Below are 15483 nucleotides of genomic sequence, written 5' to 3' on the forward strand. Positions count from 1 at the left end.
CTTTTCTACCTCTATATAATTCTAATCAACATTTAATGCTCCCAATAGTGTCAACACAAAAAACTACACACTATCATTTTTAGAAACACGAACTAAAGCTCATAGATAAACAGAATAGGATTATTTTCATCATCCATGGCATTCAATTTATTTATAAATTCCATTTTAAGCTTATTTTTGGAGGAATGCTCTAAAGATACATCCATCATATTTTTTAAACGAGCAACCGGCCAGGCAACAACTATCTTATTCGTATTCCCAATTACCTGTACATTGCTACTTCCCACATCCACTGTTGAATCTAAAAGAAAGAGATGCCGTGTCATCTCTCCACTTTGTTTATCGCATACAAAAAGGCCAATATTAGTTGTAAATAATACACGTCTGGAATTCTCTATCACTTCTTCTAAAGATACTACATAATGTTTCTCCCTACAAAGATCCAGAAATTCAAAAGGTTTCATCTTGCTTTCTAATAAGCTTTCAGGCAATGTGCATTCTTTGAAATCCAATTTATATTTGGGATAAACCTTCCCATATTTAGCTTCATATATAGTATTATCAAATCCTCTCACAATATGGATAGAAGAGTCTTGTGTCATAGAATTCCCATGACCAAAAAGGGTTACAGTGCCCAATTCATTATTTTCAAATACCTTTCCATGCTCCAATATGTCTGCTTTGTGATTCAATTGCCGATCATAAACAGCTACTTCCTTCTTTTTATTCACATTTGTGTTGTCATGAAAATAAATATATCGCCCATCTGTACCTAAATGACTATAGTACCGTTCGCCTAAAGATTCCTCCCTAAGAAACTTGCCTTGATAGGAATAGAACTGTACTTTAGAGGGATGCGCACATAATACTACAAGTTCTTTATTCAGATTATCCACACTGATATCACCTATATTAATATATTCCTTCGGACCTTTCCCCACGTTCCTTATTCTATTTATATACTTCCCGTCTTTATCGTAAACAATAACACTGTTAGATTGCTGATCAAGAACAAAAAGAGTATCTTCTGCCATACAAATACGATCTATTTGCCCAATTAATGCCAGATCATTTGTTTCCAGAGGTATTATTTTCTTCGATTTAAAGAAAACAGTATCTTCTAATACTCCTCCAGCTTCTTTAAAAGTGAATGTTTTTACATCTGGTATATTATGATCTCTCGCATTTGAGTTTTTGTAACAAGTAAATAATATAAAACACAGTATGAAAATAGTTGGCTTCATAGGCATTAATTGTATTTTTTAGAATTTATATAAGTATTACTACAAAGATAAAATGAGTTATAAACACACACATGTCTATCTCTGCCAAATAGGTATTCAAACCTGTTATATAATTGAAAAGATACAAATTAGGCAAGAATAAACACATACATTTCAACCAGACTTTGAGCGCACCTTGCCATTTTGTAATTATTCAGAAAAGAAAAGAAACTACAGAAAGGAAAAATTGAACGCTTTTTGCATTAAAATATTCGTACAAACAACCCAAAACGCAAACGTTTCATTATCAAGGTATTAAATATTACATTTCTTGCTCGTAGAGAAACAAGATGAAACTCGTAGAGAAACGGGATGTTTCTCTACGACCAATAATCAGAAAATTCATAAGACATTACAAAAAATAAAAGAAGAATAAATAATCAGTTTCCATATTGTAATAAAATAATCATTATCAATCATATGATCATTTAATTGATAACCATACCGGAAAATATTAATTTTACTGGCAGAAATACAATATACATACCGTAAATAAATATTTCCATTTACAACCTTTGCTATCCGGAATATTTTCTATAAATTGCGACCGTTTACCAGTCAAACTGATAAGACAGACAAAATGATCTATTATCCCGCTATAATCCCGATGAATAATAAAATAGTTGTTTACCTATGATTTGTATCCGGCAGTTCTTTATTTGTCAGTGGAATAAGCTTAATCTATTACATTATGTGGAAAAAAGTAGTTTTATATTCTTGTTTTTTGGTGTTTTCATCCTACGCTCAGGCAGATGGCCTGATCACTGTTGATTATAACATCCAGCCTGTTTACGGATACAGAGCAGATGGAACGCCCGGACGTATTGTAGAAATCAAATTGAAAGGCGAGAAGTTGCAAGGCAACTGCCTGATTGACGTAGTAGCAAAAGGCTGCAAAGAAAAAAACAGTTTTGCACTGAATGCAAAAGACTCCACGCATATAGAACTTCTGTTACCTTCAACACTTCCTGCCGGGAAAAAATCAGAAGTAACTGTAACTCTTACTTATGCAGGAGAAAAGTATAAGAAAAAGCTAAGTATAAGCCCTATGCGACACTGGAATGTTTATTTATACAACCACTCCCATGTAGATATAGGTTATACGAATACCCATAAAAACATAGAGCAACTTCATAAGAACAACATAATAGAGGGTATCAAGTTGGCGGAAGAGACAAAAGATTTCCGGGAAGGAGCACAATATGTATGGAACCCGGAGGTTAGCTGGCCATTGGAACGCCTGTGGCAATCTAATCCGGAAAAAAGAGAAGACCTTATCAATGCCATAAAAAAAGGACAGCTAAGTGTGGATGCCAGTTACCTGAATCTGAATACAAGTATTTGTTCTGATGAAGAATTATTTCATGTGTTCAAATTCACACGAAACATACAAAAACTGAGCGGACAACCGTCTGATGTGTTTCAGCAATTCGATATACCGGGCATTTCCTGGGGGCTTATTCCAGTCATGGCACAAGAAGGCATTAAGCATGTAATGTCATGGCCCAATACAGACCGTGCCGGAAACGCACATACACATGGTATGGACGGTAAGCCTTTCTGGTGGATTGGTCCGGATGGAAAGTCCAAAGTATTATTCCTGCAGCCCGGATGCTATGCCAATAGTGGAAGTATGCAGAAAGGAGCCACTACGGGGCGTCCCTGGTTTGGACAACGTGATCCGAAAAAAGTTCCTTTGGAAATCAGAACCGGAAGTGCAAATGTAGATTTTACAAATAAACTGATTGAACTGGAAAACAATAATTATCCCTATGACTTTACCGTTCTTTCCTGGACTTTGTGGGATAATAGCCCGTTAGATGCCGACATACCCTTCGCTGTGAAAGCCTGGAATGAGAAGTATGCTTATCCTAAAATCATTATCAGCGGAGGACATGAGATCATGTCAATGATTGAAGAGAAATACGGTAAACAACTGCCTGTAGTAACCGGAGATTATACGGAATACTGGACAGATGGTATAGGAACAGCAGCAGGATTAACATCGAAAAACCGAAATGCCAAAGAGAGGTTAGTGCAGGCGGAAACCATCTGGTCACTGTTAGGAGAAGGAAAGAAAGCTCCCCGGGCAGATTTCGACGAAGGATGGAGATATATTCTTTTAGGCTCGGAACATACTTGGTGCTTTGAGAATCCTACTGAGCCTTATTTTCAGGATGCCATATGGAAAGTCAAACAATCTTATTTTCATGAAGCCGAGAACCGGTCAATAGACATGTTGGCTGAGTCTCTGGCTCCGATTACAGATAAATCCAATGGAGCGTTAGGCCCCAAAGAAGGTCCCTCTAATGGTGGCATTGCTGTTATTAATACACACACATGGCCCCATACCGGCATCATCACTTTGTCAGAAGCAGAAAGCCTGAAAGGAAATAAAGTTATAGGTCCCGATGGAAAAGAGGTTCTTTCCCAACGGCTATCTACCGGTGAGTTATTATTTGTTGCAGCAGAGGTTCCGGCTCTAAGTTCCTGCCACTACCGGGTGGTTGAAGGTAATTGCACTTTGGACGGAGGATGCAAGACAGACGGAACAAACCTGGAAAATGACTTTTTAAAGCTTCGGATAGATCCTGCAACCGGTAATATAGTCCGTTTTATCAATAAGAAATCCGGCTATGATTATGTAAAAAATGAGGGAGCCAATACTTTCGCCTGGCTTCCTGCAAATGAAAATCGCCCTTTGGCAGATACAGTGACTTCTATTACTGTTACAGAAAAAGGACCATTGGCTGTAGAGATATGCATAACATCCCAAGCAAAAGGATGCCGCAGCATATCCCGCTCCATCCGTTTATTGGCCGACCAGCCCTGGGCAGAAATAACGAATGTGGTCGATAAGTTACCATTAACGGAGAAAGACGGTATACATTTTGGTTTCGATTTCAATATCCCCGATTCTAAAACCCGTGTCGATATTCCTTGGGGGATTATGGAAGTAGAAAAAGACCAATGGCCACAGGGAAACCGGAATTGGCTTGCATTGCAAAGATGGCTGGATGTTTCTAACGAGACACATGGCATCACCTGGTGTTCTCTGGATGCCCCTCTGTTTGAATATGGTGACAGATATGCCAACATTTCAATGGGATGGGGAGGAAGAGGCAATTGGGTCGCTAAGCTGGAACCCAGTTCTACAATCTATTCGTGGGTGATGAATAATCATTGGCATACAAATTTCCCATTAACACAGGATGGACCTGTTACATTCCGATACCGCATTCTGCCCCACGGCAAATATGATGTAGTCGAAGCAAACCGATTTGGGTTGGAACAGTCTCAGCCATTGGTTTATGTAACGGCAGATAAAGATCCGGAAGTGAAACCACTGATTGCAATTGACAATCCAAAAGTCTATCCGACAATCCTCAAGTCTTTGGATAAAGATCAGATGATGGTTGTCCGCCTTCGTTCTTTATCGGATAAAGAAGAGAGTGTGAAATTATCATTCCCACAGAAAAGTCCTAAACGAGTTTCTCTTTGCGATCTGGAAGAGATAGCCAGTGAAGAGGTTAGCGGAGAGCTGGTTATGAAACCTTATGGGCAGGTTACATTGAAATTAGAGTTATAAATGAACATCAATTGTTTTATACAATTGCAGTAACAGATATGCTTCATATATCTGTTGCCGTAAAAGGTTTATTTATATGTAGTTACAGATAGGTATCACAACAACACAGAGTTTATTGTCAAGAATAAAAAACGCAATACTCTGTGTTATGTTGCGGTGAATTTTATTCTTTTCTGTTCAAGTGCAAATAAAAAATTAATAGTTGTTTTATCAGAAGGAAACTTCAAATAAAATCATGTCTATCATTACAATATGATCGAGAAAAAACAATCATTTTTATTAGAGGACCAAAAAATTCATTGATATTTTCATAGATATCTCAAACATTTAAAGCCTATAAAGATATATTAAATATATAAATAGGTAAATTATACAGATTGGATGATTCTAAAATATTTTTTAAAGAAGTATTTTTCACAAAAAAAGAAATATTGAACCATTATCTTTGGAATAGCACTAAATAATATATAAATTTGCTGATACACCTAAAAACACAGTCAACTAAACATATCAACTTATAGTCAAATACAATCACTATGAAAAAAACACTACTGCTATTATTATCAGGTTCTTTTTGTTTATCAATCTCCGGACAGATAACCCGTGACAATAACTCCATCCGTAATGGAGACGAAATCATAAAACAACAGATGCAATATAAAGATCCGGGAAGATCCGGTGAAAATGTAATATGGGATTTCAGTATGCTGAAAGCTGTCAACCCCAAATACAAATTGACTTTTCGTGCTCCGGAACTTATCAATGACAGTATTTATATCATGGGACGAGATACACTACTCAAAAAAGACTCCGATATAAATCATTTGATCATTGGTGAGGAACACTCCACAATGTATTATTATCAGATAAAAGGAGACACAATGTTTTGTTTGGGGCATGAAAATCCTGTAACGCTTATGCATCATAAGATTCCACTTCCATTGATGTTTTTTCCCTTTAATTACAAACGAAAAATTGAACAAAAATTTGAATCAGAAGGATTGCATACTTCATTAAAAAGAACCAATACTTATGGAAATATAAGCGTTGAATCAGATGCTTATGGGAAAATGATACTACCTTCGGGTGATACACTAAATAATATTCTCCGAATTAAAACTGTACAAATTATAAATGATACTTCTAACATCAAAAAAAACAAACCCAGCCCTGGTGACATAGCTAAAATATTACTTAACAGGCAACAAAAACAGAATCCAGTCAAATGCCACAAGCAGATAGAAGCAAACACATATAGTTGGTATGCCAAAGGTTATCGTTACCCTATCTTTGAAACTGTTCAAGCATTCGAAGTGGTAGATAGCCTCAAAAACGAAACTTTTACAACCGCCTATTTTTATCCACCGATAGACCATTATTACCTTGACGATGATCCTGAAAATCTGGCAGTTTTGGATAGTTTAAATAACAATAAAACAGATACAAATACAAGTTGGATTAGCAAAAACTTTTCTTATAACTATTGGCCCAATCCTGTATCTACCACACTTAACATAGAATACAAATTGGAAGATGAAGCCATAGTAGCCATTACCTTATATAGTTCTGTATATGGAGTTGTGAAAGTAATCGCTCCAAAACATAGAGAGAAAGGGTTGTATAAGGAAGCAATAGACTGTTCCGTTCTCTTCCCCGGTGCATACATTATTAAGTTCGATGTCAGAAATGAATCCGTGTCTAATATTGTCTTGAAAAAATAACTCCCATGAAACACTCTATATTATTTATAGCTTATATAGTATACTGCGTCTGTGCAATGTCTCAAAGTCAGGATCAAAATTATATAAGAACCAAAACGATGACAGATGAGACAGATCCAACTAAATTTATAGAAAGTATACAATATTTCGATGGATTGGGACGTCCTGTACAAACAGTCCAAGTCGGTATCACCCCCGAGCACAATAGTTTGGTGACCCTACAAGAATATGATGCATGCGGAAGAAATGTTGCAACTTGGCTTCCTGCGGTAATTTCAGGAAAAGATGGTGCTTTCACAGGAAGTCCTGAAGTGAAATCAGCAGCAATCGCTTCTAACATAAATGACTCCAAACCCTATTCAAAAACAATCTACGAAGCTTCTCCATTAAACAGAATTTTGGAACAATATGGTCCGGGTTCCAAGTGGCATAGCTGGAACTATTCAATTAAAACAAACTATTTAACAAATGAAGCTAATGGTAAACTGTCTTGTATGTGTTTTACTATAACGGGCAGTAACTTGAATACTTCTCTTGTAAAACCGATACCATTTGCCCCAGGGGAGCTCTATGTGACTGAAGTAAAAAATGAAGAAGGTTATAGTTCTTATGAATTCAAAAATAAACAAGGACAAGTAATCCTTACACGTCAATTGAATAGTGGTACAACATATGATACATACTATGTATATGACGATTTTGATAATTTATCTTATGTCATTCCTCCCATGCTTGCAGATAAGCTTATCAAAGAGAATAAACAAATAACGGATAATAGCCTAGAAGTAAAACAATATGCTTATCTTTATAAATATGATGAGCGTAATCGATGTGTAAGAAAACGTCTGCCCGGATGTGATTGGATTTATTATGTATACGACAGGGGAGACCGATTGATTTTTACCCAGAATGCAGAACAACGTAAGACAGGTGAATGGCTGTATTCTATTTCTGACGTGTTAGGTAGAATTGTTCAGACCGGTATCTGTCGTAATACAGATATATCTAATGAAAATTATAGGGATAAAAACGTTATTGGGACATATTCCATAGAAATGGGGTATTCTTTTTCAAATTTTATCCCTAAAAACGAAAAACGTCTAACAAGTAATTATTATGATAATTATGATTTTCTTATACATATGAAAAGCGAAGTAGCTAATACACTGAGTTATGAAGAACGACAAGGCTATGGCAAACGGTATAATGTCAATAGTTATTCTGCAAAAGGTATGCTGACAGGCAGCTTTGTAAACGCAGTCCCTTTAGGTTGGGAGGGAGCCTTGGATGAACATTCGGCTTTATACTATGATGATCGTGGTCGACTCATTCAAACAAAGAAAAGCCGGCTGTCAGGAGGAGGATTTGACAATGAATATATCGCATATAATTTTCAAGGACAACCCATAAAAAGATTACATGAACACTCTACGACCAATATAAATCAGACAAATGAATTATACAGTTATGACTACGATCATGCAGGACGACTAATAAAAACACGACATAAGCTAAACAATGGAAGTGAAATCATTATAGCCCAAAATACATATAATGAATTGGGACAATTATTATCAACACAAGCGAACAATCAAGATGCTTTAAAAACGAATTATAAATATAATATCCGATCCTGGTTGGCCGATTCAAATAATAGTATATACAAGGAAAAACTTGAATATGACAAGATTGGAAATATAACTTCTATAAATGATTACAGAGAATCAAGAAGTGGCTCAAGCAAATGGAATATATCCATGATGTATGATGGGCTTTCAAGAATGATCGAGTATATGAATAAAGATAGTGGATTTGGAACACCAAATGCCCGATTTATATATGATAAAAATGGAAATATAAAAAATATATATAGAAGTATGAATACAAGTACCGGCACTATATTTCCTGATTTCATGACAATATCCTATTTAGGCAATCAAATTCAGACGGTAGAAGATTCTGCCGAAGATTCACAGGAATATGACTCATATGATTTTAAGGATATAACAGGAGTCGGGAAATCCGTTTCTTATGAGTATGATCTCAATGGATCAACTACAAAAGATCCCTACAAAGGTGTGACCATAAAGAATAACCTTCTCAATCTACCCCAAGAAATAACAGTCAGTAATCCTCTGATGTCAGGTTCTAGCTTCTCTATTTATTTAGCAACAGGAGAGAAAATTATGAATTCCAGTTCTATGTCCTTAAGACATTCCCTTAATCCTTCCGAAATAGCTGGAGGGGTGTCTACAACAACATCCACAGATAGAGATGAAATAGTTTTCTATTTAGGAAATATTATCTATAAATTCATTAACGACGAACTATTTGTTGATAAAATATTGATAGATAATGGCTATATTAAAGATGGAAATTATTATTTTTATATCAAAGACCATGTAGGAAATAATAGAGTAACAGTTTCTGCGACAGGTCAAATAGAGGCAGCGGATGATTACTATCCTTTTGGAATGCCTATAAAAGATCATAACTTGGGGGGGGACCCACAAACATACAGATTTGGAGGGAAAGAGTTTGGGACATTGATGAGGTTGAATTTATATGATTTTTACGCCCGATTGTATGACCCAGCTTTAGCTTGTTTCATGTCTGTAGACCCATTGTGTGAAAAGTATTATTCGATCAGTCCATATGCGTATTGTGCAAATAATCCAATAAACGCTATTGATCCGGATGGCATGGTCATCCAAGTGTTAAATAACACAAAAGGAGCACTGAAAAACCTTGCGATGATCGCTTCAACCTCAATGGGACAAATCATACTTAATAAATTGATATCTTCAGAAATATATTATAAAACGAACTCAGTATTTTGGTCCAATGATTCCGAATATAAACCTTTTTCTCACACAATAAATTATGTAGCAAATACTTGGCTATCTTCTATGGATGGCGGATCTGCTTCGAATGAAATTTTTATGGGACATGAGATTTTTCATGCTTATCAAGGAGAAAAGAATCAAATTCGTTCTTATAAAGGAGTAATAAGTAATGTATTTGACATGGAAAGAGGTGCTGTAGGATTTGAAAATTATTTAAGAGGAGTCTTTGATCAAGAACCTTTAAGAAAGAAATACAGTGGTTTAGGAAATCATTTTTCCCCACTAAATTTTTATAACGGAGAAGAGAAAGTTAATAATTTTACTTCACTAAATCAAAACTCAGAAGGTACAAGTTTTGGCTTTAAATTTGATAAGACAATAAAAGATAATACTCAAGTATTTTATATAATTGTTTCTATGGATAAAAATAGAAGTTTCAACTATGAAATATATAATTCGGAAAAAGAATATAATAAAGTAATTTCTAATTGGTAATTATTATGAGAAACAGAAAACTTGTTTGCTATATTACAATTATTATTATAATAGTATTCATTTTATTAGCTATTATTGACCGAATGTGGGAATATCATTATCCTTCTCTTGGAGTATTTGGATATAAACCGCTATACCTTTTTATTCTTAAATTGATATATGCTTTTATACTATTTTCAGGAGTTATTGGGATATTAAAAAAGAAAAAGTACGGTCTTTTTCTACTATTATTTTCTTCTATAGGATTAATTGTTGAGTATCTATTTTTCTATTCTATTGATTATTATTTTAGAAGCTTTTCATTAGATTATTTTCTACTCGAATTTTTATCCGTTTTTTTAATCTTTTATATTTGGAGAGACTTTATAAAAAAAGAAAAAATATTTATAAGGATATTTACACTTATTACTTTCATCGCAAGCAATATAAGCATCATTTACTTATTATGTAAATTCACATTAAAACTTTATTAATTTGGATTTAATTTTTCACATCAGAAAAAATAGTGTGGAAACTTAACTTCCTACTTTAAACAGATTTATAGTTCAATATGAATACGGTAACCATATTCATATGTAAAGGTAAGAATTAACCAGGAAATCACTACAGATAAATCGATCTATTAAGTCAAAAACAATTTCTAAATATGAAAAACATTAATTCACTTTTGGGTTCAAAACAACTTCAGTCTTTGTCAATACGGTTTACGCCTACATTGGTTATTCAGTATATGAAATATCTATTAATAATATTCTTAGGCCTTTCTTCCTTTTCTGCATTCTCTCAATCGGTATTAGAACATGACATTCCATCTCCCAGTGTAGGTTCCTTACTCAGAGTACAAGCTCCATCTGTAGATTTATATACAGGACGTCCATCTATATATATACCTCTATATTCAATAACTTTTAAGGATTTCTCGTACGACATTCAACTGGTTTATAATGCTGAAGGCAATAAAGTCGATTTACCGGTAGGTAATGTAGGATTAGGATGGTCAATCACGGGAGGACAAATTTATAGGATTACTAATGGGCATCCGGACGAAATTTATACAATTTCTGAATACTCAGACAGAACTGAAATACCAGACTGGAACTTAGAATCAAACTTATATAAATACTACGAACCTCTTATAAATAACGAAGATTTCCTCCGTGAACCGGATTTGGATGAGTTTATAATAAATATTGGAAAAATAAATGCATCTTTCTATATGTATAAGGACAAAACTGGCCATATAAAAACAAAAATATCTTCCCAAAACAGCCCATATTTTGAGGTTAAAGATGTAAAGATAGGAAAAATACCGGAATTCCTTTTTGTGGAGAGTGAATGGAAGCACCCTTATACAGGTAGGGTATATTATCCGAAACTCTATTTTGAAACTAGACCGATTTCAATAACAGAAATAACAATCGTTGATTCTGATGGTGTTACATATATCTTTGGCGGGGATATTAATTCTATCGATCTGTCTTGCCAATATATGCAAGATCATAATTATAGTGATTTTTTCGATAAGTACGGAGAGCAGATAGGAAATCATCAGATGGCTTGGGATGATTTTCATTCTACTCTATTTAGCAATGCTTCTACCTGGCACATAAAAAAAATCATATTACCAAATCAAGATAATATAAAATTTAACTACACAAAAGGGAATATAAATATTGTAGAAAGATTTGATCACCATCAAGTTTTAACTATCGATTTTATGGGCCAAGACATTAGATCAGTCACGATTCCTGACCATGTTACAATTCCCAACTATGCCAATCCTCAATATTATTATCTAATAGATAAAAAATATGATATTATCTATCCGTCTTCATTGGAAAATATTTCTGCAAGTAATGGAGATGAAATAAATTTTATTTCATCGAAGAGAAATGATTTAAAGACATTAGGGCATTATGATGATCAAAAATATTTCCTAAAGGATAATTATGGCTTTTTACTTGGAAAAATTCAAGAGAAATGTTACTCTTTCAAATTGAATGAAATCAGAGGAAAAACAGATACAATCAAGCTTTACTATACAGATAATGCTAACCAACGACTCAAATTGGACTTACTACTAATGAACGGGGAAGAAAGATATAAATTTCAATACAATCCATTACTTTTACCTCCTTATAATCAAATGTTAACTGATAATTGGGGATATTACAATAATAAGAAATATCTCCAGATGGTTAGTTCATTAAATTTTGAAGGACTATATAACTACAGACAGCCTGATTCTACATTTGTGAAAGCAGAAATCCTTGAGAAGATTACATATCCTACTGGTGGGGAAATTTGTTTCCAATACGAGCCACATACTTACTCTAAAATAGCGACACAATATCCCTTTGAGATTAAACAAGAAAGAGGAATAACTGGTGGCGTAAGAATTAAAAGGATAACAATTTCTGATAATAATTACTTATCACAAAATATAATAAAAGATTATTTATACCTTAATGAAGATAATACTTCCAGCGGAATATTATCAGTCGTGCCGAAATATGTAACACGCGGTTCTGGTAGAATTGACTATGACTTTAAGCACATGAGTATACATGGAGATTACTCATACTACAACAAGTCTAGTACTCAAATTAATTGGGTAGATAAATTTCACATAGGTTATTCCCGAATAACAGAAGTACTTTCAGATGGTTCAAAAACTATTTATTCTTTTGTTAATCATGATCAAGTAAAAGATGAACCATCTGTAGGTGCTTTCACCTTAGGAATGACTAATGATTTATATAATAAATATACATCAAGAGGATTAGATAGAGGTTTATTAAAGTCAACAAAATATTGTGATAATACTGGTAAGTTACTGAAAGAAGAAAACTTTACCTATCATTTAGATCTATCAGATTATGTAAAAACAATAAACCGATATGCCCTCATGAATACTCTACCAATAAGAGTAAGTGCAAATAAAATATATACTTATTACCCTTTTTTGAAGAAGAAAACAGTCATCCACTATATGAATAATGGAAATATAAAGGAAACTGAGGAATATAATTACAATAAATTTAGACTACTTACTCAAACTAAGAGACACACAGAAGAATCCAACAATAATATTTACGAAATAAGAACAAAATTTCTTTCCGATTTGATGGAAGAATATAATAACGATTCAATCCCCAATGACTCTCCGACAAATATATATGACAGTATGAAGTCCAGGTGTATGTTATCTATGCCTATTGAGAGAACAATTATGAAAAATGGGCATGTAGTAAACGCCAATGTAACGACATATAAATTTTCAGGTAACAATATAGTCAAGGACAAACTTTATAAATTGGAAACTAATGCTCCACTCAGTAATTATTCTTCTTTTAAACTACTAGACTCTTATCAGTATGTAATGGATAAGAGATGTTTGGTCAATTTAGAATATATCAATTTTGATTCATACGGCAATCCAATTAGTATAATTAATGAGAATGGCGTCAAAACAGTTTGTATCTGGGGATACAATGGCCAATATCCTATAGCCATAATCGAAAATGCCCAAAATAACTGTAAGCTTGTTCCTAAACCTCAAATAATACAGAGGACTCACACAATTTCGTTAAAGCCCGGTTCCTCATCGACTAATGAAAAAGATTATAACTTTTATACTCCAATAGCTGGAGATGTTGAGTTTAATCTTATTGGAAACTTTGGATATATTTGGTTTGCATCAGGCGTTTTAGATCATGGAAAGTTGTTTGGATTAATTCAACAAAGAACCTCATATAGTGGTGGACCACCTTGGAGTTATTATATAAGCACTTATAAAGATAAAGTTGTATTAACCAATGTTCCTGCCGGATACCATACATTCACTATTTGCGATACTGACTCATATGCTGGGAAGGAAGCTCTATCTGGTAATGGAATGTTAAATTTTTCATACTGCTACCAAGACAGCGTTGAAATAGGATACGATGATGTTTTTTATGAAAATTTCGAAAGTTCCTCAAGTTCTATTTTATCTGGATTCCACAGTGCTAAAAGTCATATTGGCTCATATGTCGTTCCACTAAAATTAGATCCTAATAAAAGCTATTTTATAGACTATCAAGTTTTCAAGAACAACAAATGGAATTATATAATGCACGAAATTGAAGGGTCAGGCTATACAATCGACGAAGGTGGCTGTCCTATAGATGACATACGTGTATATCCCCGAGATGCTAATATAACATCTTTCAATTACATTCCAATTTTAGGATTGTTAAAAAGTAAGACAAATGGAAGGGGAATTACAGAATCTTACGAGTATGATGCATCTGGAAGACTCGTATTAACAAGAGATAATAATACAAATACAGTAAATAATACAGAATACAATATCTCAAGAAGTTCCAAGGCTATACAATAAAATATTTTTTATAATACAACTTTGAATAATGCTGCATTAATGTAGATAGAGATAACGCCAAAGTGAACAAGACACAAACAGATGGTATCTTGTTTATAAAACCTCTCGCTTTCAAGGCTTTTTAATGAAGGTATACGACACAAAGTTTGACAAGAGAGAGGATTAGCAATTACCACCAATTCTATCTATGCTAATAGAAGAAAAAGCAGTATAGGTTTATCGCAGATATACATTAAACAGGCAGTTGAAAAATGATCAGTGAAGCATTATGTACAATAAGAGGTAGAGGAACCCAAAGACAGACAATTATTTTTATCAGGGAAAACTATCGGATTGTCAAATTATTCCTATCTTTGCAATGCAGTCAGGAAATGAGTGCACCGTTTTTGTTGAACGACGGAGAAATCTTATTGTTATCTGCTATTGAAATCTGGTAAATTTTATTCTCGCAGATAATAGGTGAGGTTCTCCACGTCCAAGGTACGTATAACTTTGTTATATATCATCTGGGCGTGGAGCTATTGCTTATTATTCGGGAACGGCCTTACCAGAGCCTCAATAGGATAATTATAGTATATAGCTTCCACGCCTTTTATGTGTGTGTATGGGAGCCTTTCAATCGGTTAAAACGCACAAATATATGAATGATTATGCCTGCCCTTGTCTTATGAAAACCGATCTGGAGCAATCGGTTGATAAAATCTCCTTTCTCAAAGAGTACTATCCCAGTATGGAATCTCCCGGATACATTGAAGCGCTGCCCAAACAAGAATTACTATGCTGCCTGTGTCTGCTCGACAGTATTCTATTTTCTATCGAACAAGAGCATTATATATGCACAATTACAGAACTGATTCGGCTATATCGAAACAGAGAAAGAGTTGTGAAATGCTTCCTTTAAGAGAATATTTATTCAAAGAACGGTCAATGCAATAATAAGGGATTGCAAGAGTGTGCACTTTTCTACAACAAGAATGGTTCTTCTTCAATTTAGTTGAACCGTGTTTGATAAGTCACTTTTTCAAAGTAGGCTCTATGGGATTCAAAATCATCAACGCTCATTCTTTTATCAGTTTAATGCTCTGTTGACTGATAATAACTGATCTCCTAAAAGAGTTAGGTTTTCCGGCATTTTTGTTATCTTTATATCGCCAAACACAAAGAA

6 protein-coding genes are annotated in these 15483 nt (G+C 34.2%); 5 read left to right on the top strand and 1 reads right to left on the bottom strand.

Annotated elements, in window-relative coordinates; translation table 11 throughout:
* Window positions 1–92: 92 nt before the first annotated feature.
* Entirely contained in the window at window positions 93–1244 is a 1152-nt protein-coding gene (locus ACESQI_RS20045) for a 6-bladed beta-propeller (RefSeq protein ID WP_182416639.1), read from the bottom strand.
* Between the two features lie 730 nt (window positions 1245–1974).
* Between ACESQI_RS20045 and ACESQI_RS20050 the strand changes: the two genes are divergently transcribed.
* The 5 genes from ACESQI_RS20050 to ACESQI_RS20070 all read left to right on the top strand — a co-directional run bounded on the left by ACESQI_RS20050 (window position 1975) and on the right by ACESQI_RS20070 (window position 15219).
* Window positions 1975–4872 carry a glycoside hydrolase family 38 C-terminal domain-containing protein gene (locus ACESQI_RS20050; RefSeq protein WP_320908774.1) on the top strand — a complete coding sequence of 966 codons (2898 nt, stop codon included), beginning with the start codon at window positions 1975–1977 and terminating at the stop codon, window positions 4870–4872.
* A gap of 536 nt (window positions 4873–5408) precedes the next feature.
* Window positions 5409–6593 carry a T9SS C-terminal target domain-containing protein gene (locus tag ACESQI_RS20055; RefSeq protein ID WP_320908773.1) on the top strand — a complete coding sequence of 395 codons (1185 nt, stop codon included), beginning with the start codon at window positions 5409–5411 and terminating at the stop codon, window positions 6591–6593.
* A gap of 5 nt (window positions 6594–6598) precedes the next feature.
* The gene (locus ACESQI_RS20060) at window positions 6599–9934 is read left to right on the top strand and encodes a DUF6443 domain-containing protein (RefSeq protein WP_320908772.1); all 3336 of its coding nucleotides are present in this window, start codon (window positions 6599–6601) and stop codon (window positions 9932–9934) included.
* Window positions 9935–10580: 646 nt separating this feature from the next.
* Window positions 10581–14318 (top strand): RHS repeat domain-containing protein, encoded by a 3738-nt coding sequence (locus ACESQI_RS20065; RefSeq protein ID WP_320908771.1) that lies wholly within the window; start codon window positions 10581–10583, stop codon window positions 14316–14318.
* A gap of 640 nt (window positions 14319–14958) precedes the next feature.
* Window positions 14959–15219, top strand: coding sequence for a hypothetical protein (locus ACESQI_RS20070; RefSeq protein WP_320908770.1), 261 nt, complete (start codon window positions 14959–14961; stop codon window positions 15217–15219).
* The last annotated feature ends 264 nt before the right edge of the window (window positions 15220–15483 follow it).

The sequence above is a fragment of the Bacteroides sp. HPS0048 genome, assembly GCF_964240755.1.
Classification (GTDB): domain Bacteria; phylum Bacteroidota; class Bacteroidia; order Bacteroidales; family Bacteroidaceae; genus Bacteroides; species Bacteroides nordii.

What these genes read in the sequence shown, in the direction of transcription:
- ACESQI_RS20055 (WP_320908773.1), top strand. Translation starts at nt 5,409, where the DNA reads ATGAAAAAAACACTACTGCTATTATTATCAGGTTCTTTTTGTTTATCA.
- ACESQI_RS20070 (WP_320908770.1), top strand. Translation starts at nt 14,959, where the DNA reads ATGAATGATTATGCCTGCCCTTGTCTTATGAAAACCGATCTGGAGCAA.
- ACESQI_RS20045 (WP_182416639.1), bottom strand. Translation starts at nt 1,244, where the DNA reads ATGAAGCCAACTATTTTCATACTGTGTTTTATATTATTTACTTGTTAC.
- ACESQI_RS20050 (WP_320908774.1), top strand. Translation starts at nt 1,975, where the DNA reads ATGTGGAAAAAAGTAGTTTTATATTCTTGTTTTTTGGTGTTTTCATCC.
- ACESQI_RS20060 (WP_320908772.1), top strand. Translation starts at nt 6,599, where the DNA reads ATGAAACACTCTATATTATTTATAGCTTATATAGTATACTGCGTCTGT.
- ACESQI_RS20065 (WP_320908771.1), top strand. Translation starts at nt 10,581, where the DNA reads ATGAAAAACATTAATTCACTTTTGGGTTCAAAACAACTTCAGTCTTTG.